Annotated in this window: 23 protein-coding genes and 1 pseudogene; 13 read left to right on the top strand and 11 right to left on the bottom strand. The window is 73.8% G+C overall.

Annotated elements, in window-relative coordinates; all coding sequences use genetic code 11:
• The first annotated feature begins 31 nt into the window (after positions 1–31).
• On the top strand, positions 32–985 hold the full coding sequence (locus ACE3UN_RS17285; RefSeq protein WP_374676229.1) for an alpha/beta fold hydrolase: 954 nt from the start codon (positions 32–34) through the stop codon (positions 983–985).
• Positions 986–1,154: 169 nt separating this feature from the next.
• Positions 1,155–2,738 (top strand): methyl-accepting chemotaxis protein, encoded by a 1,584-nt coding sequence (locus ACE3UN_RS17290; RefSeq protein WP_374676230.1) that lies wholly within the window; start codon positions 1,155–1,157, stop codon positions 2,736–2,738.
• A gap of 17 nt (positions 2,739–2,755) precedes the next feature.
• On the opposite strand, the gene ACE3UN_RS17295 is transcribed toward ACE3UN_RS17290, so the two are convergent.
• Both ACE3UN_RS17295 and ACE3UN_RS17300 read right to left on the bottom strand, forming a co-directional pair.
• Positions 2,756–3,463, bottom strand: a complete 708-nt coding sequence (locus ACE3UN_RS17295; protein ID WP_374676231.1) for a DUF599 domain-containing protein — start codon at positions 3,461–3,463, stop codon at positions 2,756–2,758.
• Between the two features lie 31 nt (positions 3,464–3,494).
• Entirely contained in the window at positions 3,495–4,202 is a 708-nt protein-coding gene (locus tag ACE3UN_RS17300; protein WP_374676232.1) for a pirin family protein, read from the bottom strand.
• A 118-nt stretch (positions 4,203–4,320) separates the two neighbouring features.
• Between ACE3UN_RS17300 and ACE3UN_RS17305 the strand changes: the two genes are divergently transcribed.
• The 4 genes and pseudogenes from ACE3UN_RS17305 to ACE3UN_RS17320 all read left to right on the top strand — a co-directional run bounded on the left by ACE3UN_RS17305 (position 4,321) and on the right by ACE3UN_RS17320 (position 6,995).
• On the top strand, positions 4,321–5,340 hold the full coding sequence (locus ACE3UN_RS17305; RefSeq protein WP_374676233.1) for a LysR family transcriptional regulator: 1,020 nt from the start codon (positions 4,321–4,323) through the stop codon (positions 5,338–5,340).
• Positions 5,341–5,346: 6 nt separating this feature from the next.
• The gene (gene gluQRS, locus ACE3UN_RS17310; RefSeq protein WP_374676234.1) at positions 5,347–6,297 is read left to right on the top strand and encodes a tRNA glutamyl-Q(34) synthetase GluQRS; all 951 of its coding nucleotides are present in this window, start codon (positions 5,347–5,349) and stop codon (positions 6,295–6,297) included.
• Positions 6,294–6,638 (top strand): annotated as a pseudogene (locus tag ACE3UN_RS17315) (FKBP-type peptidyl-prolyl cis-trans isomerase); the annotation flags it as partial. The gene gluQRS and the pseudogene ACE3UN_RS17315, both read left to right, overlap by 4 nt.
• Positions 6,627–6,995, top strand: coding sequence for an FKBP-type peptidyl-prolyl cis-trans isomerase (locus ACE3UN_RS17320; RefSeq protein WP_374676266.1), 369 nt, complete (start codon positions 6,627–6,629; stop codon positions 6,993–6,995). The pseudogene ACE3UN_RS17315 and the gene ACE3UN_RS17320, both read left to right, overlap by 12 nt.
• Before the next feature lie 35 nt (positions 6,996–7,030).
• Here ACE3UN_RS17320 and ACE3UN_RS17325 read toward each other — a convergent pair whose 3' ends face one another.
• A complete protein-coding gene (locus ACE3UN_RS17325; RefSeq protein WP_374676235.1) occupies positions 7,031–8,029 on the bottom strand; it encodes a pseudouridine synthase in 999 nt (332 codons plus the stop codon).
• Position 8,030: 1 nt separating this feature from the next.
• Entirely contained in the window at positions 8,031–10,031 is a 2,001-nt protein-coding gene (gene mutL, locus ACE3UN_RS17330) for a DNA mismatch repair endonuclease MutL (RefSeq protein WP_374676236.1), read from the bottom strand.
• 49 nt (positions 10,032–10,080) lie between these two features.
• Between mutL and ACE3UN_RS17335 the strand changes: the two genes are divergently transcribed.
• Together ACE3UN_RS17335 and ACE3UN_RS17340 are read left to right on the top strand one after the other, a co-directional pair.
• Positions 10,081–10,743 carry a DedA family protein gene (locus tag ACE3UN_RS17335; protein WP_374676237.1) on the top strand — a complete coding sequence of 221 codons (663 nt, stop codon included), beginning with the start codon at positions 10,081–10,083 and terminating at the stop codon, positions 10,741–10,743.
• Positions 10,744–10,749: 6 nt separating this feature from the next.
• Positions 10,750–12,672 (top strand): chorismate-binding protein, encoded by a 1,923-nt coding sequence (locus tag ACE3UN_RS17340; protein ID WP_374676238.1) that lies wholly within the window; start codon positions 10,750–10,752, stop codon positions 12,670–12,672.
• A gap of 101 nt (positions 12,673–12,773) precedes the next feature.
• Here the strand turns inward: ACE3UN_RS17340 and ACE3UN_RS17345 are convergent, their stop codons facing one another.
• Positions 12,774–14,132 (bottom strand): N-acetylmuramoyl-L-alanine amidase, encoded by a 1,359-nt coding sequence (locus tag ACE3UN_RS17345; protein ID WP_374676239.1) that lies wholly within the window; start codon positions 14,130–14,132, stop codon positions 12,774–12,776.
• A complete protein-coding gene (gene tsaE / locus ACE3UN_RS17350) occupies positions 14,129–14,689 on the bottom strand; it encodes a tRNA (adenosine(37)-N6)-threonylcarbamoyltransferase complex ATPase subunit type 1 TsaE (RefSeq protein ID WP_374676267.1) in 561 nt (186 codons plus the stop codon). Before tsaE ends, ACE3UN_RS17345 begins: the two co-directional genes overlap by 4 nt.
• On the opposite strand from tsaE, the gene queG reads away from it, so the two are divergent.
• Positions 14,675–15,775 carry a tRNA epoxyqueuosine(34) reductase QueG gene (gene queG, locus ACE3UN_RS17355; RefSeq protein WP_374676240.1) on the top strand — a complete coding sequence of 367 codons (1,101 nt, stop codon included), beginning with the start codon at positions 14,675–14,677 and terminating at the stop codon, positions 15,773–15,775. The two genes, tsaE and queG, sit on opposite strands and share 15 nt — an antisense overlap.
• On the opposite strand, the gene ACE3UN_RS17360 is transcribed toward queG, so the two are convergent.
• Positions 15,776–16,678, bottom strand: coding sequence for an AEC family transporter (locus ACE3UN_RS17360; RefSeq protein WP_374676241.1), 903 nt, complete (start codon positions 16,676–16,678; stop codon positions 15,776–15,778).
• A 50-nt stretch (positions 16,679–16,728) separates the two neighbouring features.
• Between ACE3UN_RS17360 and xerD the strand changes: the two genes are divergently transcribed.
• The gene (gene xerD, locus ACE3UN_RS17365) at positions 16,729–17,682 is read left to right on the top strand and encodes a site-specific tyrosine recombinase XerD (RefSeq protein ID WP_374676242.1); all 954 of its coding nucleotides are present in this window, start codon (positions 16,729–16,731) and stop codon (positions 17,680–17,682) included.
• Positions 17,683–17,739: 57 nt separating this feature from the next.
• On the opposite strand, the gene ACE3UN_RS17370 is transcribed toward xerD, so the two are convergent.
• On the bottom strand, positions 17,740–18,705 hold the full coding sequence (locus ACE3UN_RS17370; protein ID WP_374676243.1) for a porin: 966 nt from the start codon (positions 18,703–18,705) through the stop codon (positions 17,740–17,742).
• A gap of 215 nt (positions 18,706–18,920) precedes the next feature.
• Here ACE3UN_RS17370 and ACE3UN_RS17375 point away from each other — a divergent pair, with 215 nt between their 5' ends.
• Positions 18,921–19,514, top strand: coding sequence for a MarC family protein (locus ACE3UN_RS17375; RefSeq protein ID WP_374676244.1), 594 nt, complete (start codon positions 18,921–18,923; stop codon positions 19,512–19,514).
• Between the two features lie 24 nt (positions 19,515–19,538).
• Here ACE3UN_RS17375 and ACE3UN_RS17380 read toward each other — a convergent pair whose 3' ends face one another.
• Positions 19,539–20,324, bottom strand: a complete 786-nt coding sequence (locus tag ACE3UN_RS17380; RefSeq protein ID WP_374676245.1) for a ferritin-like domain-containing protein — start codon at positions 20,322–20,324, stop codon at positions 19,539–19,541.
• 76 nt (positions 20,325–20,400) lie between these two features.
• Here ACE3UN_RS17380 and ACE3UN_RS17385 point away from each other — a divergent pair, with 76 nt between their 5' ends.
• Together ACE3UN_RS17385 and ACE3UN_RS17390 are read left to right on the top strand one after the other, a co-directional pair.
• Entirely contained in the window at positions 20,401–20,937 is a 537-nt protein-coding gene (locus ACE3UN_RS17385; protein WP_374676246.1) for a gamma carbonic anhydrase family protein, read from the top strand.
• Between the two features lie 8 nt (positions 20,938–20,945).
• Positions 20,946–21,908: an Hsp33 family molecular chaperone HslO gene (locus ACE3UN_RS17390; RefSeq protein WP_374676247.1), complete on the top strand. Its 963-nt coding sequence runs from the start codon at positions 20,946–20,948 to the stop codon at positions 21,906–21,908.
• On the opposite strand, the gene ACE3UN_RS17395 is transcribed toward ACE3UN_RS17390, so the two are convergent.
• Together ACE3UN_RS17395 and pnuC are read right to left on the bottom strand one after the other, a co-directional pair.
• Positions 21,894–22,592, bottom strand: a complete 699-nt coding sequence (locus tag ACE3UN_RS17395) for an AAA family ATPase (RefSeq protein ID WP_374676248.1) — start codon at positions 22,590–22,592, stop codon at positions 21,894–21,896. The genes ACE3UN_RS17390 and ACE3UN_RS17395 overlap by 15 nt on opposite strands.
• The gene (gene pnuC / locus ACE3UN_RS17400; protein WP_374676249.1) at positions 22,585–23,238 is read right to left on the bottom strand and encodes a nicotinamide riboside transporter PnuC; all 654 of its coding nucleotides are present in this window, start codon (positions 23,236–23,238) and stop codon (positions 22,585–22,587) included. The genes ACE3UN_RS17395 and pnuC overlap by 8 nt, the downstream gene beginning before the upstream one ends.
• Between the last annotated feature and the right edge of the window lie 18 nt (positions 23,239–23,256).

A 23,256-nucleotide genomic window follows, 5' to 3' on the forward strand; every position in this document is an offset into this window, starting at 1 on the left:
CTCGCGGCGCCGCCGGCGCCCGCCCTCGTCCATGAAGCTGCTCCTCTGGCGCGCCTTCGGCGTGCTGCTGATGCTGACCGCGCTGGCCGTGCCCCTGGCCCGCGCCCCCGACCGCGCGGTGGAAACGCTGGTGGCGCGCTGGGCGCCCCCCCCGTCGGACTTCATCGAGGTGCAGGGCCAGGTCGTGCACCTGCGCGACGAGGGCCCGCGCGACGACCCGGCGCCCATCGTGCTGCTGCATGGCACCTCGGCCAGCCTGCACACCTGGGAGGGCTGGGCCGCGGCGCTCAAGGGCCAGCGACGCGTCATCCGCTTCGACCTGCCGGGCTTCGGGCTGACGGGCCCTTTCACCGGCCGCTACGCCGCCGACGACTACCGCGGCGACACGCTGGCCCGCTTCACGCTGGACGTGATGGACGCGCTGAAGCTGCCGCGGGCGGTGCTGGCCGGCAACTCGCTGGGCGGCGAGGTGGCCTGGCGCGTGGCCTCGCTGGCGCCGGCGCGCGTGGAGCGCCTGGTGCTGGTGGATGCCTCCGGCCACCGCTTCGAGCCGCAGGACCTGCCGCTGGGCTTTCGCCTGGCCGGGCTGCCGGTGGTGAACCGCCTGAGCGAGTGGTTCCTGCTGCGCGGCGTGGTGGCCAGCAGCCTGCACAGCGTCTATGGCGACCCGTCGCGCATCACCCACGAGCTGGTGGACCGCTACTACGAGCTCACGCTGCGCGAAGGCAACCGGCGCGCACTGGGCTTTCGCATGCAGCAGCTGGAGATGGGCCGGGACGTGGACCGGCTGGGGCGCCTGGCCATGCCGACGCTCATCCTGTGGGGCGGGCGCGACCGGCTCATTCCGCCGGCCACGGCCCAGCAGTTCGCGCGCGACATCCCCAACAGCCGCCTGGTGGTGTTCCCGGCGCTGGGGCATGTGCCGCAGGAGGAGGACCCGGTGGCCTCGGTGCAGCCCGTGAAGGAGTTCCTGGGCCTGCGCTGAGCGCGGCCGCCCGTGGCGTGATGCCTTCACGGCCCGCCGGCACCGCGGTTGATCCGCGTCAACTTTGCGGTCAGCCAGGCGTCAGGGCGCTTTTCCCCCTCAGGCCGCCGTCGATAACGGCACCACGCGGGCCACGGTGGCCCGGCGGTGAGCGACTCAGGGAGACGACGTGGGCAACAAGCAGTGGACCGTGCGGGCACAACTGGCCGGCGCATTCGGGGTGACCCTGGCGATGCTGGTGGGCATCGCCGTGGTGGGCGTGCAGGGCATGGCCGCCGTGCAGGCGCGGCTGGACGAGGTGGTGGACACCTACAACCGCCAGGACGCGCTGGTGGTGACCATGCGCGTGGCGACCAACCAGGTGGCCATCGCGTCGCGCAACATCGCGCTGCTCGAGACCGAGCCGGAGATGCGTGCCGAGAAGGCAGTGATCGACAATGCGCGCGAGAACTACGCGAAGGCCGAGGAGCAGCTGCGCGCCATGCTCGGCGGCAGGGACGACGTGAGTGCACAAGAGCGCCAGCTGCTCGATCAGGTCCGCACGCTGCAGGCGGCCGTGCGGTCGGCCAACGACCGTTTCATCGAGCTGGGCCTGGCCAACCGCGCCCAGGAGGCGACCGCGCTGCTGATGAGCCAGGTGGCCGGGCCGCAGAAGCAGTGGATGCTCGCGCTGGGCGAGCTGGCCGATGTGCAGGACAAGGCGGCGGACGCGGCCGCAGAAGCCGCCCGCGCGGAATATGCCCAGGCCCGTGCCACCATGGTCGGCGGCTCCATCGCCGCCATCCTGCTCGCCCTGGCCAGCGGCGCCTGGGTCGTCCGGCGCTTGGTCCACCAGCTGGGCGGTGAGCCGGGCTATGCCGCGGAGGTGGCCAATGCCATCGCCGCCGGCGACCTGGGCGTGGCGGTGAAGGTGGCCGACGGCATGCCGTCCACCAGCCTGCTGGCCGCGATGCAGCGCATGCAGACGGCGCTGTCCGGCGTGGTGGCGGGCATCCGCGAAGGGGCCGATGCCATCGCCACCGGCACCACGCAGATCGCCACCGGCAATGCGGACCTGTCGCAGCGCACCGAGGAGCAGGCCTCCAACCTGCAGCAGACGGCGGCCTCGATGGAGCAGCTGACGGCCACCGTGCAGACCAATGCGGACAGCGCGCGCCAGGCGGCGCAGCTGGCCGCGCAGGCCAGCGAGCGGGCGCGCCAGGGCTCGGACGCCGTGGTGCGTGTGCAGCAGACCATGGACGGCATCACCGGTGCGAGCCAGCGCATCGGCGAGATCATCGGGGTGATCGACGGCATCGCGTTCCAGACCAACATCCTGGCCCTGAACGCCGCCGTCGAGGCGGCCCGGGCCGGCGAGAACGGCCGCGGCTTCGCGGTGGTGGCGGGCGAGGTCCGTTCGCTGGCCCAGCGCAGCGCGGACGCGGCCAAGGAGATCAAGCAGCTCATCAGCGACAGCAGCGCCAAGGTGGCGCAGGGCGGCGAGCAGGTCAGCGCCACGGCACAGACCATGGAGGAGATCCTGCGCAGCGTGGGCCGGGTGAACGACCTGATGGGCGACATCGACGCCGCCACGGCCGAGCAGAGCCAGGGCATCGCGCAGGTGGGCACGGCCGTGTCGCAGCTGGACCAGGTGACCCAGCAGAACGCCGCGCTGGTGGAGGAGGCGGCGGCCGCGGCCGACAGCCTGCGCTCGCAGGCCGACCGCCTGGTGCGCAGCGTGGCGGTGTTCCGCCTGGCGGGCGCCGCGGCCTGAGGGCGCGGCGGCGGCGCTCAGCCCTCGTTGAGCACCGCCAGCACGTCGGAGTGGAATTCCCGCCGGTACAGCACGCCCACCACGAACGCGGTGGCGGCCAGGCAGGCCCAGGCGGACACGAACCAGGCGATGGCGGCGAACGCCATGTAGTAGGCCCGCAGGCCGTCGTTGAAGGTTTCCGCGGCCAGGCCCATCACGCGGCCGGCGCGGTCGGCGAAGGCGTCGCGCTCGGCGTCCGTCCAGGGCGCGTCGTGCCCCGGCGCGCTGGCCACCAGCAGCGCGCCGAAGGTGTACTGCCGCATGCTCCAGGTGAAGCGGAAGAAGGCGTACACGAAGATGGCCGCCAGCACCGCCAGCTTGAGGTCGAACACCAGCGCCGAGGTGCGGGCGGCGAAGGGGATCTCGCGCACGAAGTCGATCGACTGTTCCGTGGCCCCCAGCGCGGCGAGCAGGCCGCCGATGATCAGGATGGTGGTCGAGGCGAAGAACGACGGGCTGGTGGACAGGTTCTGCACCACCACCCCGTCGACCACACGGTTCTCGCGCGTGGTGGTGCGCCACATCCACTGCCGGCGCACGCGGTTGGTGGAGCCGAGGATGGACGGGCGGCGGCCGGCCAGCCGCTTGGCGAAGCGCGCGTAGCCGGCCCAGGCGGCGAAGAGCGTGAGCACCGCCAGCCAGTCGGCCAGCGGGATCACGCCGAGGGCGGCAAGGCTCAGGTTCATGCCCCGCATCCTAGCCGCCCGGGCGCGGGCGTCAGGGCCGCGCCAGGTCGAACACCAGCACGTCGGCGCCGTGGCCGTCGCTCAGGACGAGGCGGGCCTCGCCGTCCAGCGTGGCGCCGTCGCCGGCCTTCAGCACATGCGTGTCGTTCAGGCGCACCTCGCCGGTGGCCACGTGCACGTAGGCCAGCCGCGCGGGGTCGAGCGCCAGCTCGGCGCGCTCGTCGCCGTCGAACAGTCCGGCCCGGATGGACGCATCGGCGTTCAGCGTGACCGCGCCCTCGCGGCCGTCGGGGGCGGCGACGAGCGCGAGCCGGCCGCGCTTGGCCGATTCGCCGAAGGCCTTCTGCTCGTAGCCGGGCGGCAGGCCCGGGCGGGAGGGCAGCAGCCAGATCTGCAGGAAGTGGGTGGCGCGGCCGTCGGCATGGTTGAACTCGCTGTGCCGCACGCCCGTGCCCGCCGTCATGCGCTGCACCTCGCCCGGGCGGATGGCGGTGCCGTTGCCCATGCTGTCGCGGTGGGCCAGCTCGCCGTCGAGCACGTAGCTCACGATCTCCATGTCGCGGTGGCCGTGCGTGCCGAAGCCGGTGCCCGGGGCGATGGTGTCGTCGTTGATGACACGCAGGTTGCCCACGCCCATGTGGGCGGGGTCGTGGTATTCGGCGAAGGAGAAGGTGTGGAAGCTGTGCAGCCAGCCGTGGTCGGCCACGCCGCGGTCCTCGGCCTTGCGCAGGGTGATCATGGGGGGCTCCTTCCGGGGTGGGTGGCGATGGCCCCACTGTAGGCAGCGGTGTGCGTGCCGGGGCGGCCAGGGCTTGAAGCGAGCTTTCAAATAACATGAAGCGCCCCCTGCACCGCCCATGACGACACCTCCCCGACGCAATGCGCTGACCCCGGACGCCCTGGCCATGATGGACACCATCGCGCGCACGGGCAGCTTCGCCGCGGCGGCGCGCGAGCTGGGCAAGGTGCCCTCTGCGCTCACCTACAGCGTGCGCCAGCTCGAGGACGCCCTGGACGTGCTGCTGTTCGACCGCCGCTCCCGCCAGGCCCAGCTCACCGCCGCCGGCGAGGAACTGCTGGGGGAGGGACGGCGCCTGCTGGCGGAGATGGAAGCCGTGGCCCAGCGCGTGCGGCGCGTGTCCACCGGCTGGGAGACCGAGCTCACCATCGCGGTGGACGACGTGCTCTCGCGCCTCACGGTGCTGGAGCTGTGCGAGGCCTTCTATGCCCTGCGGCCGGGCGGCGACCTGGGCGAGGGGGCGCCCCTGGCCGGTGGCCCGGGCACCCGCCTGCGCGTGCGCACGGAGGTGCTGGCCGGCACCTGGGAGGCGCTGGTCTCGGGCCAGGCCGACCTGGCGCTGGGCGTGCCGGCCGACATGCCGGCGCCGCCGGGCATCGAGCTCAAGCCCCTGGGCGAGCTGGACTTCGTGTTCGTCGTGGCGCCGCACCACCCGCTGGCAGCGGCGCCCGAGCCGCTCACCGACGACCTCATCGTGCAGCACCGCGCCGTGGCGGTAGCCGATTCGGCGATGCGGCTGGCGCCCATCACGGTGAACCTGCTGCCGGGGCAGGAGGTGCTCACCGTGTCCAGCATGCAGGCCAAGATCGAGGCCCAGCTGCGCTGCCTGGGCTGTGGCTTCGTGCCCGAGCCGCTGGTGCGCGAGCACCTGCGCGTGGGGCGGCTGGTGACCAAGTCCGTCAGGCGCAGCCGCCGCCTCGCCGGCATGGCCTACGCCTGGCGCAGCGCCGCCGTGCCGCAGCCGAAGAAGGCGCCCCAGGGCCTGGCCCTGCAATGGTGGCTGACCCAGCTGGAGAGCCCCGCCACCCGGCGCGCGCTGCTGGAGCGGCACCACCCGGCGCAGCCCGGGCTGGGCTGACGCGCCGTGGCCCGCTACGTCGGCCGCTTCGCGCCGTCGCCCACCGGCTGGCTGCACGCCGGCTCGCTGGTGGCGGCGCTGGCCAGCTGGCTGGATGCCCGGGCCCATGGCGGCCGCTGGCTGGTCCGCATCGAGGACGTGGACCGGCCGCGCTGCGTGCCCGGTGCGGACGAGGCCATCCTGCAGCAGCTGGCCCGCTGCGGCCTGCTGCCCGACGAGCCGCCGACCTGGCAGTCGCGGCGCGAGGCGGGCTACCAGGCGGCGCTCGACCGGCTGGTGGCGGCCGGCCTGGCCTACCCCTGCGCCTGCAGCCGGCGCGACATCGACGAGGCCCTCGCGGCCCGCGGCCTGGCCCACCAGCGGCACGGCGAGCGGGTGTACCCCGGCACCTGCCGGCCCGAGCGCGGCGGCCTGCGCGGGCGGCCCGCGCGGGCCTGGCGCCTGCGCACCGACGGTCCCGGCGGCGCGGACCGCTGGATCCACTGGCACGACCGCCGCCTGGGCGCGCGCCGGCAGAACCTCACGGCGGAGGTGGGCGACTTCGTGCTGCGCCGGGCCGACGGGCTGTGGGCCTACCAGCTGGCGGTGGTGGTGGACGACGCCGACCAGGGGGTGACCGACGTGGTGCGCGGCGAGGACCTGGCCGACAACACCCCGCGCCAGATCCACCTGCAGGCGGCCCTGGGCGTGCCCGCGCCGCGCACCCTGCACACGCCGCTGGTGATGGCGGCCGACGGGCAGAAGCTGTCCAAGCAGAACGGCGCCCAGCCGCTCGACCTGGCCGACCCGCTGGCCGCGCTGCGGGCGGCGGGCGACGTGCTGGGCCTGCCTCCCGGCCTGCCCGCCAGCGACGGGGCGGCCTGGCTGGCCGCCGCCACCCAGGCGTGGGCCGCACGCTGGGCGCAGCCGATGGCATCATGGCCGGCTTGTCATCACCGGACCCAGGACATCCCATGAGCTCCACCCCCGGCCTGCACATCGACGACCGTGTCGCGGGCACCGGCGAAGCCGCCCGCGCCGGCCAGACCGTCACCGTGCACTACACCGGCTGGCTGCACGACCCCACCGCGCCCGATGGCCGGGGCCGCAAGTTCGATTCCAGCCGCGACCGCGGCGAGCCCTTCGAGTTCGCGCTCGGCGCCGGCCACGTCATCCGCGGCTGGGACGAAGGCGTGCAGGGCATGCAGGTGGGCGGCACGCGCGTGCTCACCATCCCGCCGGAGCTGGGCTACGGCCCGCGCGGCGCCGGCGGCGTCATCCCGCCCAACGCCACGCTGGTGTTCGAGGTGGAGCTGCTGCCCACGCCGGAGCGCGCGGCGTTGCAGGTGACCGACGTGGTGGTGGGGCAGGGCGAGGTGGCCCAGGCCGGCCACAGCGTGACGGTGCACTACACCGGCTGGCTGTTCGACGCCAGCCGCCCCGACCAGCGCGGGATGAAGTTCGATTCCAGCAAGGACCGCAACGAGCCCTTCGAGTTCGACCTGGGCGCGGGCATGGTCATCCGTGGCTGGGACGAGGGCGTGCAGGGCATGGCCGTGGGTGGCCGGCGGGTGCTGGTGATCCCGCCGCACCTGGGCTACGGCCGCCGCGGCGCCGGGGGCGTCATCCCGCCGGATGCCACCCTGGTCTTCGAGGTGGACCTGCTCGCGGTGTGAGGCAGACGTTCACCGGCGCGCCGCGCCGGTGAACGTCAGAACCGTTCGTCGTCGCGCAGGTAGCGCCACTGGCCCACGGGCAGCTTGCCCAGCACCACGCTGCCGATGCGCACGCGCTTGAGGCCCACCACCTTCAGCCCGACCAGCTCGCACATGCGGCGGATCTGGCGCTTGCGGCCCTCGCGCAGCACGAAGCGCAGCTGGTCCTCGTTGGCCCAGCTCACCTTGGCGGGCTTGAGCGCCTTGCCGTCCAGCCACAGGCCGTGCTGCAGGCGCTGCAGTGCCTCCGGCGGGAACACCGCCTGGGCCTGGGCCTGGCCCTGGTACTCCACGCGCACCAGGTACTCCTTCTCCACGTCGGAGTCCTCGCCGATGAGGTGCCGTGCGACGCGGCCGTCCTGCGTCAGCACCAGCAGCCCCGTGGAGTCGATGTCCAGCCGACCGGCGGGCGCCAGGTGGCGGCCGTGGCCGGGGTGGAATGGCCGGCGGATCGGGTCGTCCTTCCAGCGGTTGGCGGCGGTCACCAGCACGCTCGCGGGCTCGTAGCCGTCCTCGGCCTGTCCCGACACGTAGCCCATGGGCTTGTGCAGCAGGATGGTCACGCGCCGGGCCTGCTGCTGGTGGGCGGCAGGGTCCACCTCGATGCGGGCGTCGGGCGTCACGCGCTGGCCCAGCACGGCCATCTGGCCGTTCACCTTCACCCAGCCGGCGGCGATCCAGTCATCGGCCTCGCGGCGCGAGGCCAGCCCCCGGTCGGACAGGGCCTTGGACAGGCGGATGCCGTCCTCGGTGGACGTGCGTGGTGTCGCAGGCGCCGCAGCGCGTTCCGCCCGCACGGGGGGGGCCGCCGGCCCGCGGGCCACGCGCCGCGCTTCGCCCGGCTCGGCCCGCGCGGGCGCCGGCGCCGGCTTGCGCGCCGGGCCGGTCGGTGCGCCTTGGGGCCGGGCCGGGCCGGCCTGCGTCGACGGGGCCTCGGCGCGCGGGGTGCCCCGCTTCGGCGGGCGCTGGATCTGGCGGTCGGATCGGATGGTCATGTCAGCGGCCGCGCAGGAAGAGCGCGTCCAGTTCCTTCATCGTGACCTGGCGCCAGGTGGGCCGGCCGTGGTTGCATTGGTCGGCGCGCTCGGTGGCTTCCATCTGGCGCAGCAGGCCGTTCATCTCCTCCAGCGTGAGACGCCGGTGGGCGCGCACGGCCCCATGGCAGGCCATGGTGGCCAGCAGGTCGTCGCGCGCGCGCGCCAGCAGGCGGCCCGCGTCCGCCTCGTCCAGTTCGGCCAGCTCCTTGAGCACCGAGCGGGCGAGTGGCACCGGGTCGGCGTCGGGCAGGGCGGCCGGGCGGGCGCGCACGGCCAGCGTGGTGGGGCCGAGCGGGGACACGTCCAGCCCGAGGGCGGACAGGTCGACCGCACGCGCCTCGGCCACCGCCACCTCGGCCGGCGTGGCCGCGAAGGTGGCCGGGATCAGCAGCGGCTGGGCGGCCAGCGGTGCGGCGTCGGCCGCGGCCTTGAGGCGCTCGTAGACGATGCGCTCGTGGGCCGCGTGCATGTCCACCACCACCAGCCCGTGGGCGTTCTCGGCCAGCACGTAGACGCCGCCCACCTGCGCCAGCGCCCGGCCCAGCGGCCAGTCGGCGGATGCCGCGTCCGTGTGGGACGCGGCCGCTGCACGGGCCGCTGGCGTGGGTGCCGGCTCCGGGACGGGCGGGGCCGGGGCCGACCACGCCGCGGGGGCCTCACCGGCGGGCAGGGCCCGCGCCTGCGGCGCGTCCAGCGGCGCATACAGCCGCCCCACGTCCTGCAGCCCCAGGCGCTGCTGCCAGGCGGTGGGCGGCACCGCCCAGGCGTGTGCCTGCGGCGCGTGGGGCAGGGCCGTCGGCGGTTCACCGCCGACGGGTTGGCCTGCACCGAGAGCCACCGGGGCGCCCGGCGTGGGCGGCTGCAGGGTGGACGCCGGGGCGGCTCCCGGTGGGGACTCCGCCCCCAGGGCGCGGCCCAGCGGGCTGCCGCCGGTGGCGGCCAGCACGGCCTCCACCGCGCGGCGCACCGCCTGGTACACCTCGCCGGACTCGCGGAAGCGCACCTCGATCTTCGTCGGGTGCACGTTCACGTCCACCCGCGCCGGGTCGATGTCGATGAACAGCACGTAGGCCGGCTGGCGCTGGCCGTGCAGCACGTCTTCATAGGCGCTGCGCAGCGCGTGCGCGACCAGCTTGTCGCGCACGTAGCGGCCGTTCACGTAGGCGTACTGGTGGTCGGGGCGCGCCCGCGCGGCCTCGGGCAGGCCGGCGCGGCCGATCACGCGCATGGGGCCGGCGGGCAGGTCCACCGCGCGGCTGGCCTCGACGAACTCGGCGCCCAGCACGTCGGCCATGCGCTGTTCGTGCGTGGCGCGGCGCCACTGCGCCACCAGCTTGCCGTCGTGCCACACGGCGAAGCCCACGTCGGGCCGCGCCAGGGCGTGGCGGCGCACCGCCTCCAGCGCGTGCGCCAGCTCGGTGGCGGCGCTCTTCAGGAACTTGCGCCGGGCGGGCGTGCTGAAGAACAGCTCGCGCACCTCGATGCTGGTGCCCACCGCGCGGGCCGCGGGCTGCAGCTCGCCGCTGCGTGCGTCCAGGCGGTGCGCGTGGGGCGCGTCGGGCGTGCGGCTCACGACGGCCATCTCGCTCACCGAGGCGATGGCGGCCAGGGCCTCGCCGCGAAAGCCCATGGTGGCCACGCCTTCCAACTCGGCCAGCGTGCGGATCTTGCTGGTGGCGTGGCGCTTCACCGCGAGCGGCAGCTCGTCGGCCGGGATGCCGCCGCCATCGTCTTCCACCACGATGGCGCGGATGCCGCCGGACACCAGCTTGACCGTCACCTGGCCGGCACCGGCGTCCAGTGCGTTGTCCACCAGCTCGCGCACCACCGAGGCCGGGCGCTCCACCACCTCGCCGGCGGCGATCTGGCTCACCAGCTCGTCGGGCAGCTCGCGGATGGCGCGGCGCGGCGCGGCCGCGGCCGGCTCGGCGGGGCCGGGGGAAAGGGCCAGGTCGGTCATTGGCGGATTGTAGAAACCTCGCCGCGCGGCCCTGGGGATAATTCCCGCCATGGAACTCATCGCCTTCCTGATCGACTTCATCCTGCATGTCGACCAGCACCTCGCGGCCTTCGTCGGCCAGTACGGCGCCTGGGTCTACGCCCTGCTGTTCCTCATCATCTTCGTCGAGACGGGCGTGGTGGTCATGCCCTTCCTGCCGGGTGACTCGCTGCTGTTCGTGGCCGGCGCCATGTGCGGCGTGGGGCTGATGGACCTGCCCACCACCATCGGCCTGCTGTTCGCCGCGGCGGCCCTGGGCGACCAGTGCAACTACAGCGTGGGTCGTTTCGTCGGGCCGCGGGTCTGGGGCTGGGAGCAGTCGCGCTGGTTCAACCGCGCGGCCTTCGTGCGCGCCCACGCCTTCTACGAGGAGTACGGCGGCATCACCCTGGTGCTCGCGCGCTTCATGCCGTTCCTGCGCACCTTCGTGCCCTTCGTGGCCGGCGTGGCCGAGATGGGCCGCGCCCGGTTCACCGCCTACAACGTCGGCGGGGCGGCCTTGTGGGTGGTGAGCCTCACGGTGGCGGGCTACCTGTTCGGCAACGTGCCCTGGGTCAAGGAACACCTGGAGAAGATCATCTGGGCCATGATCCTGGTTCCCGGCCTCATCGTCATCGCCGGGGCGTGGCGCGCGCGCCGTGCCGCCCGCCAGGTGGCCGGGCCGGTGGCCTGAGCGGCCGTGCACGCCCCCTTCGCGCTGCTGGACGACCTGGGCGCGGCCGGCCAGCCGCGCCGCAGCCGCCTGTACACCGGCCTGGCCGGTGAGCACCGTGCCGCCACGCCGCAGGCCCTGGACGCGACCTGGGCCGCCGTGCAGGCCGACCAGCGGGCCGGACTGCATGCCGTGCTGCTGGCCGACTACGAATGGGGCGTGGCGCTGGGCCAGGCCGGGCCGGCCGAGGGCTGGCGCGCCGCCCGGGCGGCGGCCGTCGGCGGACTGCGGGTGCTGATGTTCCGCCAGCTGCAGCACCTGGACACCCGGGCCACCGCCCGGTGGCTGGCGGCCGCCGAGCACCCGGGCACGCCGGGGGATGCGCCGGATGAGGCGCCGGATGAGGCGCCGGATCAGGCACCGGGGCCGGCCGGGGTGCTGGACATCGGCGAGGCCATCGACGACGACCGCTTCGGTCAGGCCATCGAGGCCATCCACGCGGCCATCCGCCGCGGCGAGACCTACCAGGTGAACTTCACCGACCGACTGCACGGCCGGGCCTTCGGCGAGCCGGTGGCGCTGTACCGCCGGCTGCGGGCCCGTCAGCCGGTGGCCTACGGTGCGCTGGTGGCGCTGCCGCCCGTGCCGGGCGAGCCCACCGCGCGCTGGGTGCTGTCGTTGTCGCCCGAGCTGTTCCTGCGCCATGCAGGCGGCTGGCTGGAGGCCCGGCCGATGAAGGGCACGGCCCCGCGCCACCCGGGTGACGAGGGGGCCGACGCGGCCGCCGCCGCCTGGCTGCGTGCCGATGCCAAGAACCGCGCCGAGAACCTGATGATCGTGGACCTGCTGCGCAACGACCTGGGCCGTGTCGCGGTGCCCGGCTCGGTGCAGGTGCCCGCGCTGTTCGAGACCGAAGGCTACGCCACGGTGTGGCAGATGACGTCCACCGTGCGAGCCCGGCCGCGGCCCGGCCTGGACCTGCCGGCCCTGCTGCGCGCCACCTTTCCCTGCGGCTCGATCACCGGGGCGCCCAAGCACCGCACCATGCAGCTCATCCGGGCCCTGGAGGGCTCGCCGCGCGGGCTGTACTGCGGGGCCATCGGGTGGGTGGACGCGCCCGAGCCGGGGCAGTCGCTCGGCGCGTGCTGCCTGTCGGTGGCCATCCGCACGCTGACACTGGGCGAGGCGAGCGACGACGGCACCCGGCCGCTGGCCTGTGGCGTGGGGGCCGGGATCGTGCTGGACAGCGTGGCGGCCGACGAACGCCGCGAGTGCCGGCTGAAGGCGCGTTTCCTGACGGGCATGGACCCGGGCGTGCGCCTCATCGAGACCCTGCGCTGGACGCCGCACGGGGGCGTGGCGCTCTGGCCGCGCCATGTCGCGCGGCTGGCGGCCAGCGCGGCGGCCCTGGGCTTCCCCTTCGACGACGCGGCGTTCGCCGCCGGCCTGGCGGCCGTCACGGCGGGGCGGCAGGCCGACGGTCCATGGCGCCTGCGCGTCACCCTGGGCCGTGACGGCCGCTTCGGCTGGCACATGGCGCCGCTGGACGCCCTGCCCACCGGGCCGGACGGTGCCGTGCGCCTGCGCTGGGCCAACGAGGCCCTGCCGCGTGCGCGGCCGCTGGCCGGCCACAAGACCACCGACCGCGCGGCCTACGACCGCGCGGTGCAGGCGGCGGTGGCCGCCGGTGCCTTCGACAGCCTGCTGCTGCGCGACGACGGTGTGCTGCTGGAGGGCGGCCGCAGCAATGTCTTCGTGCGCCTGGACGGCCGCTGGTGGACACCGCCGCTGGCCGACGGCGTGCTGCCCGGCGTGATGCGCGGCGCGCTGCTGGACGACCCCGCCTGGGGCGCCGCCGAGCGCCGGCTCACGCGCGCCGATGTGGAGCGCGCGCAGGCCGTGGTCGTGTGCAACGCCTTGCGCGGCGTGTTGCCCGCCCGGCTGGGCTGAGAGGCCCGCACGGGACGCGGCTCAGGGCCCGCGGTTGCGCGAATGCCCTTAGGTGGCGCGGTTGCGCGAGTCCACTCAGGTGGCGCGGTTGCGCGAGTGCCCTAGGTGGCGCGGTTCCTCGCCAGGGGCGGGTTCTTCGCGAAGTAGCGCTCGATGCCGGAGAACAGGGCCTCGACCAGGCGCTTCTGGTAGTCGGGGTCGCGCAGCTTGGCCTCCTCCTCGGGGTTCGAGATGAAGGCCGTCTCCACCAGGATGGACGGGATGTCCGGCGCCTTGAGCACCGCAAAGCCGGCCTGCTCGACGCGTGGCTTGTGCAGGCGGCCCACCCGGCCGATGCGGCCGAGCACCTCGCTGCCCACACGCAGGCTGTCCTTGATCTGCGCCGCGGTGCTCATGTCCAGCAGGGTGCGCAGCACCTGCTTGTCGCGCGTGGCGGCGTTCACCCCGCCCACCACGTCCGCCGCGTTTTCCTTCTGCGCCATCCAGCGCGCGGCCGCGCTGCTCGCGCCGTTGGCGGACAGGGCGAACACGCTCGCGCCGCGCGCCTGCGGCGTGAAGAAGGCGTCCGCGTGCACCGAGACGAACAGGTCGGCCTGCACGCGGCGGGCCTTGTTCACGCGCTCGTGCAGCGGGACGAAAAAGTCCTCGTCGCGGGTGAGCATGGCGCGCATGCCCGGGCGGGTGTTGAGCCGGTCGCGCAGCTGGCGCGCGATCTGCAGCACCACGTCCTTCTCCTTCAGCCCGGTCGGGCCGATGGCGCCGGGGTCCTCGCCGCCGTGGCCGGGATCGATGGCCACGATCACCAGCCGGTTGATGCGTGCCTTCTGCGCCGCGCTGGGCGGCGGGGGCGGTGCGTGGGTCTCCGGCGGCGGCGCGGGCGGCGCCGCGGCCACCGGCGGCAGGGCCGGCGGCGTGGGCGCGGGCGGCGCACCCAGTGGCCGGTCCACGCGGCCGATGAACTCGCCCAGCGCGTCCTGCACCTCCCTGGCCGCCTCGCGCTCGGCGGTGTCCTTCTCCTGGATCAGTGCGAGCAGCGGGTCGGCCTCCTGGGTGGGGTGCAGGTCGAACACCAGCCGGTGCTGGTAGGCGGCCACGGGGGTCAGGGCGAACTGCTGGGGCTTCACCGGCTGCTTCAGGTCGATGACCAGGCGCACCACGCGCGGCTGGTTCTGGCCCACGCGCACGCCGGCGATGTAGGGGTCGTCGGGCCGGACCTTGCCCACCAGCTCGCGCAGCGCCGGGCTCAGCTCGAGCTGCTCGATGTCCACCACCAGCCGGGCCGGGTTGTCGGCCACGAAGTGGCGCGCCGCCAGCACCTGGTCCGATTCGATGGTGACCCGGGTGTAGTCCTCGGCCGGCCAGACGCGCACGGCCACGATCGCCGCGCCGAAGGCGAGCTCGGCGCGGCCGAGCGTGAGCACGACGGTGCCCAGGGCGAGGCACGCGCGGCGGCGCATCATGGGGCGGCTCCTGCGGCACCGACCTGCGCGGTGGGTGGCACGCCGCCCAGGGCCGCCAGCAGGCGACGGCCGGTGGCGCTGAAGGCCTCGGCACGCACCGTGCGGCTGTCGTCGTCCATTGGATCGATCACCAGGCGCAGGTCGGGCGCGGGCAGCGCCGGGGCCGCCTTCTGCGCCCACTCGGCCAGCTTCAGCCCCGGCGCGGCGTACAGGTCGCGAAATCCCGCGTCGTCCCACTCGCGCGGGTCGTCGAAGCGGTAGAAATCGAAGTGCGAGACCGCCAGCATGCCGCCGGCGGGCAGGGGCAGGCTGTAGGGCTCCACCACGGCGTAGGTGGGGCTCTTGATGCGGCCGGTGGCGCCGAGCGCGCGCAGCAGGTGGCGCACGAAGGTGGTCTTGCCCGCGCCCAGCGGGCCGTCGAGCTCCAGCCGGGCATCCGCCAGCGCGGCCTGCGCCAGGAAGGGCGCCGCCAGCGCGGCGGCAGTGTGGGCACAGGCCGCCTCGTCGGGCCAGTGCAGCGTGCGGGTTTCTAGAATCGGCGGATGGGTCAAGGTGATGACGTCGTCGCGATCGTCGCGCGGCAGCTGGATGGGTGGGCGCGTGCGCTGGGATTCTCCCAGATCGGCATCGCCGACGTGGACCTGACCCAGGCCGAGCAGGGGCTGCTCGACTGGCTGGCGGCCGGCTTCCATGGCGATATGGGCTACATGGCCGCCCACGGCCTCAAGCGGGCCCGCCCGGCCGAGCTGGTGCCCGGCACCGTGCGGGTGGTCACCGCGCGCATGGACTACCTCCCCCGCGGCACCCCGGACGACTGGCTGGTGCAGGAGCAGCAGCGCCTGCAGCAGCCGGGCGAGGCCGTGGTGTCGGTCTATGCCCGCGGGCGGGATTACCACAAGGTGCTGCGCCAGCGCCTGCAGGCCCTGGCCGACCGCATCGCGCAGGTGGCCGGCCCCTTCGGGCACCGCGTGTTCACCGATTCCGCGCCCGTGCTGGAGGTGGAGCTCGCCTCGCGCAGCGGCCTGGGCTGGCGCGGCAAGCACACGCTCACGCTGTCGCGCGAAGGCGGCTCGCTGTTCTTCCTGGGCGAGATCTACGTCGACCTGCCGTTGCCGCTCACGGCGCCCGCCAGCGCCCACTGCGGCAGCTGCGAGGCCTGCCTGGCTGCCTGCCCCACGGGCGCCATCGTCGCGCCCTACCGGCTGGATGCACGGCGCTGCATCTCCTACCTCACCATCGAGCACGCCGGCCCCATCCCCGTCGAGTTGCGTCCGCTGCTGGGCAACCGCATCTACGGCTGCGACGACTGCCAGCTGGCCTGCCCCTGGAACAAGTACGCGCGGCGGGCCGAGCTGCCGGACTTCGATGCCCGCGCCCCGCTCGATGCGCCCACGCTGCTGGCCCTGTGGCAGTGGGACGAGGCGGAGTTCCTGCGCCGCACCGAGGGCAGCCCCATCCGCCGCATCGGCCATGCCCGCTGGCGGCGCAACCTGGCGGTGGCCATGGGCAATGCGCTCGCCGCCGGCGCAGCCGGTGCCGCGCAGATGCGCGCCTCGCTGGCCGCGGCGCGCCCCGCGGCCGACCCCCTGGTGGGCGAACACATCGACTGGGCGCTGGCCCAGGGGCGCGGGCCGGCCGGCTAGCTAGCGCAGCGCGGACAGCGCCGCCAGCGCCAGCGGCAGGCCCGGCATGGCCAGCAGCGTGGACAGGCTCACCACACCGGCCACGAACGCGCCGTGGCCGCCCATGCGGGTGGCCAGCACATACGCGCTGGAGGCGGTGGGCAGGGCGGAGAAGGCCACCAGCACCAGCTGCTGCCCCGCGGGAAGCCCCAGCCCGAGCGCCAGCGCAATGCCCACCGCCGGCAGCACGGCATGGCGGATGGCGAGGAAGGCCGTCGCCAGGACAGGGGCCTGGCGCAGCGCACCCATCTGCAGCCCGGCGCCCACGGCCATCAGCCCCAGGGGCAGCGCGGCGGCACCGATGCGCTGCAGCGGGATGGCGGCGAACTCCGGAAGCCGCAGGCCGGCCAGGTTGGCCAGCAGCCCGGCCACGGTGGCCACGATGAGCGGGTTGCGCAGCAGCTCGCTGCCGAACGGCTGGCCGGACTGGCGTGCGAGGGGCCACACCGCCGCCACGTTGCACAGCGGCACGCACACGGCGAGCAGCAGCGCCTGCCAGGCCACGCCGTCCATGCCCGCCAGCCGCTCGGCGAGCGCCAGGCCCACATAGGAATTGAACCGGAAGGCGGTCTGCGCCCCGGAGGCGTGGGTGAGCGGGTCCACGCCCGGCCCGTGGCGCAGGGCGAAGGCCAGCACGATGCCGGTGGCCACCACGGCCACGCCCGCCCCGGCGAAGCCGGCCAGGGCGCCCGGCTCCAGCGGCTGGCGCACGATGGAGGTGAACAGCAGCACCGGGAACAGCAGGTAGTAGACCAGCTTCTCCACGCCGTCCCAGATGGACCGGTCGAGCGCGGTGTGGCGGCACAGCAGGTAGCCGGTGGCGATCAGCAGGAAGTCGGGAAGCAGCAGCAGCAGTTGGGACATCGCCCGGCCAGTGTGCCAGCCCGTGCGGTGTACGCTTGGGCGCCCCACCCATGCCGCGACCCACCACCCGCCCCACGCCCCGCTCCGTGGCGACGCCCCGCACGCCCTCGGCCGACCCGCTGATCGACGCCTTCATCGGCGCCCTGTGGCTGGAGGACGGCCTGGCTGCCAACACGCTGGCCGCCTACCGTCGCGACCTCAGCCTGTTCGTGCGCTGGCTGCGCGAGGACGCGTCCGGCGAGGGCGCCACGCTGGCCAGCGTGCGCGAGGAGCACCTGCTGCGCTACGCCGTGGTGCGCCACGCCGGGACGCGGGCGACCACCGCCAACCGCCGCCTGGCCGTGTTCCGCCGCTTCTACCGCTGGGCGCTGCGCGAGCGCCACGTGGCCGCCGACCCGACCTTGCGCCTGGACAGCGCCCGCCAGCCCCTGCGCGTGCCGCGCACCCTGAGCGAGGCGCAGGTCGAGGCGCTGCTCGCCGCCCCCGAGGTGGACACGCCGCTGGGCCTGCGCGACCGCTGCATGCTGGAGCTGATGTACGCCAGCGGGCTGCGGGTGAGTGAGCTCGTCGGCCTGCCCAGCGTGCAGCTGAGCCTGGCCGATGGCGTGCTGCGCGTCACCGGCAAGGGCAGCAAGGAGCGGCTCGTGCCCTTCGGCCAGGAGGCGGCGGGCTGGATCACCCGCTACCTCGCGCACGCCCGCGCCGCCATCCTCGGCGGCCAGGCCAGCCCGGCCCTGTTCGTCACGGCGCGCGGCGGGCCGATGACGCGCCAGATGTTCTGGACGCTGGTGAAGAAGTACGCCGTGCGGGCCGGCATCCGGGCGCCGCTGTCGCCGCACACGCTGCGCCATGCCTTCGCCACCCACCTGCTCAACCACGGCGCCGACCTGCGTGCGGTGCAGATGCTGCTCGGCCACGCCGACATCTCCACCACCACCATCTACACCCACGTGGCGCGCGAACGGCTCAAGGCGCTGCACACCCGGCACCACCCGCGCGGCTGAACCGCCCATGAAAAAGCCGGCCACTCGGGCCGGCTTTTCGTGGGGCCAAGGGACGCGTCAGAAGTTGTGGCGCACGCCCAGACCGAAGGAGTCGAAGTTGCCGCCGTACACCTCCAGCACGTCGTCGCGGTCGATGCGCGTGACGAAGGCGTGGATTTTGGTGCGCTTGCTGAGGTTGTAGTTGTAGGCCAGCGTCAGCTGCAGGGCGTCGCTCTTGTCCTCGTTGTCGAACTCGGGGGCCGAGCCGATGTTGGCGTGGAACTCGTGCTGGCGCAGGGTGTACATCGTGGAGATGCGGAAGCCCGTGCCGCTGCCCAGGTCGCGCGTCGTGCCGTCGCCGTAGGTCTTCACGTAGCTGCTCACGCGCTGCACGTAGCCACCCACCGTGAAGGCGCCGAACTCGTACAGGCCGCGCACCGCGAACTGCTTGAAGTCGCCCTGCTTCTCGAAGCCGGCGCCCAGGTGCAGCGCGCCCTGGTCGAAGTTGGCGGCCAGGTCGTAGGTGCGCTCCACGGCGGCATTGCCCTCGGCGACCGATGCGTGGAACTGGAAGCCGCCCCACACGGGCGACATGTAGCCGACCTTGTTCGCCTGGGTGAAGGTCGACACGTAGAACGCGTCCGACGAAGAACCGGTGTCGTGGTTGTGCAGGCTGATGTAGTCGGCCGTCGCGAAGTACGACTCGGGGGTGAAGGAGCCGAGGCGGAGCGTGCCGAACTGGCTGCTGCCCAGGTTCACCTCGGCCTGGCGGTTCCAGAAGGCGCCGCCGGCCTGGCGGCCGGTGGTGGCGTCGAAGCCGTGCTCGATCTGGAAGCCGGCCTTCAGGCCGCCGCCCAGGTCTTCCGTGCCCTTGAAGCCGATGCGCGAGGCGTTGTCGGCGACGACGTACTCACGCTCGTCGTCCTGCACGCGCTGGCTTTCGGCCGTGACGTTCAGGCGGCCATAGACCTGCAGGGACGATTGGGCGAACGCCGGCGCGGTGGCGGCGGCCGCCAGCAGGGCGGCAATGGTCAGCTTCTTCATGTAGTGATCCTCTCCACAAACCAGTAGACGGTGTGCCGGATGAAGCGGCCCGGGGCGAACCCGTGCCGACACATTCCTGCACGATGGAATCATTTTGTTTCGCCGCCACCCGGTCCCCCTCTCCCTAACAGGGATGGGGGCTGCACTTTGGTGGAGTTGATGGCGCGGGTGTGGTGTGGGCGCCACGTCGGGGGCAGCGGGCACAATCGCCGCCCATGGACCACACCTTCGGATCTGCCCTTGTCCTGCTCCTGCTGGTGCTGGACCCGTTCGGCAGCCTGCCCATCTTCATCTCGGTGCTGCGTGGCGTGCCGCGCGAGCGGCGCACGCGGGTGGCGGTGCGCGAGGTGTCGATCGCCTTCGGCGTGCTGCTCGCCTTCATGTTCGCGGGCCGGGGCTTCCTGGACCTGATGCACCTGTCGGAGCGTTCGCTCGAAGTGGCCGGTGGCGTGATCCTGCTCATCATCGCGATCCGCATGATCTTCGCGTCGGGCGGCGAGATCTACGCCGCGGATGGCCAGCGCGAGCCCATGATCTTTCCGCTGGCGGTGCCGCTGCTGGCCGGGCCCTCGGCCATGGCGACGGTGCTGCTGCTGGCCTCCCGCCAGCCCGACCTCATCACCCAGTGGGTGGGCGCCCTCACGCTGGCCATGGCGGTGTGCGGCGTGGTGCTGCTGTCGGCCGAGCGCATCCGCAAGCTGCTGGGCACGCCGATGGTGTCGGCGCTGGAGAAGCTGATGGGGCTGGTGCTCACCGCCATCGCGGTGGAGATGATCCTGGCGGGCCTGAAGCGCTACTTCTTCGGCTGAGGGCCGGCTCGCCCCGCGACGGGCTCATCCCAGCGCGGCCAGCTCGTCCGGCTCGAAGCCGGCGGCGCGGCGCGCATCCAGGTTGAACGGGCCCTTCAGCCGCGGCGCCCCATGGCGGGCGGTCAGCACCGGGTAGTGCACGAGCGGGTCCAGGCCCTCGCGCGCGCAGGCCCAGCGGTACCAGCGGTTGCCGATGGCCACATGGCCCACCTCGTCGCGCAGGATCACGTCGAGGATTTCCACCGCGCGCAGGTCGCCCGCGCGGCGCAGCTTGGCCTGCATGGGCGGCGTGGCGTCCAGGCCGCGTGCCTCCAGCGTGCGCGGCACCAGCGCCATGCGCGCCACCAGGTCGTCGCGCGTCTTCTCCGCCATGGCCCACAGGCCGTCGTGCGCCTCGAAGTCGCCGTAGTCGTGGCCCAGGCGCTGCAGATGCCCGCGCAGCAGGCCGAAGTGCTGCGCCTCCTCGCCGGCCACCTGCAGCCAGTCGCGGTAGAAGGCGTCGGGCAGGCCGGGGAAGCGCCACACCGCGTCCAGGGCGAGGTTGATGGCGTTGAACTCGATGTGGCAGACCGCATGCAACAGTGCCGCCCGTCCCTCGGGCGTGAACGGCGTGCGGCGCGGCACCTGCTCCGGCGGCACGAGCACCGGCCGCGGCGGCCGGCCCGGCAGCACGGTGGAGGCGGTGAGCACGCGCCCGGTGTCCAGCGGCGCACCGGCGCGCGCGGCCGCCAGCAGCGCCAGCGCGGCGGCGGCCTTGGCGGGGGGGTCGGCCAGGCACAAGACCTCCAGGGCGCGGGTGCGGACTTCCATTCCTACAATTATCCCTTTGCCTGTGGCGCGCACCGGGGACGGCGGGCGCCGGCGGGCGGGACGGGGGGAACGACGGATGGCCATCTACCGGCTGGGCGAACACGCCCCGCAACTGCATGCCTCGGCCTGGGTGGCCGATTCGGCGCAGGTCATCGGCCACGTGGCCCTGGGGGCCGAGGCCAGCGTCTGGTATGGCGCCGTGCTGCGCGGCGACAACGAGCTCATCCGGATCGGCGAGCGCAGCAACGTGCAGGACCTGTCGGTGCTGCACACCGACCATGGCGTGCCACTCACGCTGGGCGCCGACGTGACCGTGGGCCACCAGGTGATGCTGCATGGCTGCACGGTCGGTGACGGCTCGCTGATCGGCATCCAGTCGGTGGTGCTCAACGGCGCGCGCATCGGCCGGCACTGCATCGTGGGGGCCGGCTCGCTGGTCACCGAAGGCAAGGTCTTCCCCGACGGCGTGCTGATCGTGGGCAGCCCGGCGAAGGTGGTGCGCGAGCTCACCCCCGAGCAGATCGAGCGGCTGAAGTGGAGTGCCGCCCACTACGTGGACAACGCCCGTCGCCACCGCGCCGAGCTGGTGCGCCTGCCCGACACGGGCGCGTGAAGGACCCCATGGACGAATTGCACAAGTTCATCTTCGACGGCCTGCCGGTGCGCGGCATGCTGGTGCGCCTGACCACCAGCTGGCGCGAGGTGCTGAGCCGGCGCGAGTCGGTGGGCAGCTACCCCGAGCCGGTGCGCGCGCTGCTGGGCGAGATGGCGGCCGCCGCCGCGCTGATGCAGGCGAACATCAAGTTCAACGGCTCGCTGATCCTGCAGGTGTTTGGCGACGGCCCGGTCAAGCTGGCTGTGGCCGAGGCCCGCTCGGACCTGAGTTTCCGCACCACGGCCAAGGTGGTGGGCGAGGTGCCGCCGGGCGCACGGCTGGAGACGCTGCTGAACGTGCATGGCCAGGGCCGCTGCGCCATCACGCTGGACCCGCAGGACCGCCTGCCGGGGCAGCAGCCCTACCAGGGCGTGGTGCCGCTGCACGGCGACCAGCGCGAGCCCCTGCAGGCGCTGTCGCAGGTGCTGGAGCACTACATGCTTCAGTCCGAGCAACTGGACACTCGGCTGGTGCTCGCGGCCAATGACCAGGTGGCGGCCGGCCTGCTCATCCAGCGGCTGCCCGTGCAGGGGGAGAAGAACCTCTCCGGCGTGAACGTGGCCAACGAGGATGCCATCGGCCAGACCGAGGACTTCAACCGCATTGCGCACCTGGCGGCCACGCTGACGCAGGAGGAACTGCTGACGCTGGATGCCGAGACCGTGCTGCGCCGGCTGTTCTGGGAAGAGCAGGTGCGCCGCTTCGAGCCGCTGCAGCCGCGCTTTGCCTGCTCCTGCTCGCGCGAGCGGGTGCGCGGCATGCTCTCCGGGCTCGGGCGCGAGGAGTCCGAGGACATCCTGGCCGAGCGCGGCCAGATCGAGATCGGCTGCGATTTCTGCGGCCAGCAGTACCACTTCGACGCGGTCGACGTGGGGGAGCTGTTCACCCCCGGCCGCGACCAGCCGCCCGCGTCCTCAGCGGTGCACTGAGGCCCGGCGCAGCTGCCAGGCGGCGTGCTCGCAGTCCGGGCTGTCGCAGCTGTCGCAGGTCCAGCCCCAGGCGGGCTGGGCCGATTCCCGTGCCGCCAGGCGCGTGAACAGGCCGCCGCGCGGGGACGGCGCCGCGGCGAGCAGGGGTGTCACCGCGTCCAGCGCGTGTTCCAGCCGGGCCGGCCCGGTGCCTCCCACCACCACGAAGGGCAGCCCGGCCTGCATCAGCAGCGCGCGGATGGCGGCGTCGACGGGCTCACGCACATGCGGCCCGTCGCGCTGCAGGCCGTCGGCCTGCCAGGGCAGGTCCAGCGCGGTCAGCAGCGTCAGGTCGCAGCGCCGCTGCCAGGCCGTGGCCATGGCATGCAGCGAGTGGTCGCCGAACACGTGGGCGTGGTAGATGGCCGTCATCAGCGGCGTCGTGTCGCACACGACGATGTCGTGCGAGCCGGCCGCGGCCTCGATGTGATCGGCCTGCGCCTGGGCGATGCCGGCCTGCTCGTCGATGCGGGGCGTGCGGCCGGCGCGCTCGCACCATGCGCGCAGCACCTCCGGCACCCAGGTCGCGCGCCAGCCGGTGTCGCGCCCCAGGCGCTCGGCCAGCGCGGCCGCGAGCGTGCTCTTGCCGGTGCTCTCCGCCCCCACGATGGCGATGCGCCAGGGGGGCGCGCCGCGTTCAGCCACGGGCCGGCTCCCGGGCGTCCGTGCGGCCCTCGAGCGCGGCCCAGGCGCGCCAGCCCACCACCGACAGCACGGCGAACAGGGCGTACAGGGCCACGGTGAGCCACAGGCCCTTCGAGGCAAACAGCGCCACGCTGAAGACGTTCACCGCCAGCCAGACGGCCCAGTTCTCGATCGCCTTGCGACCCAGCAGCACCTGGCCGGCCAGGCTGCCCACGGTGGGCAGGGCGTCGAGGTAGGCCACGTCGCTGTCGGTGAAACGCTGCAGCACGGCGGCCAGCAGTGGCCAGGTGCCGAACACGAAGGCCAGCGTCATGAGGCGCTCGCGGCGGCCGAGCCGGTGCACGCGCAAGGCCGTGCCGTCGCCCCCCCGGCCGCGCAGCCACTGCCACCAGCCCCAGGCCGCCGCCGCGATGAAGACCAGCTGCAGGCCCGCCTCGCCGTACAGGCGGCTGTGCAGGAACAGCAGGCCGTAGAGCAGCGAGCTCACCATGGCCAGGGGCCAGGCCAGCGGATGCACCCGCAGGTTGCAGCCCACCATCCCCAGCGCGAGCACGAAGGCGACGACCTCCAGCCAGGTGGCGGGGCTGCCCCAGAGCGTGAAGGCGACGGCGAACAGCGGCTGGGCCGCCTGCAGGAGGCTGTCCATGGGGGCCAGGAAAGGGGC

The sequence above is a fragment of the Ideonella sp. genome (assembly GCF_041918995.1).
Classification (GTDB): Bacteria; Pseudomonadota; Gammaproteobacteria; order Burkholderiales; family Burkholderiaceae_C; genus Ideonella.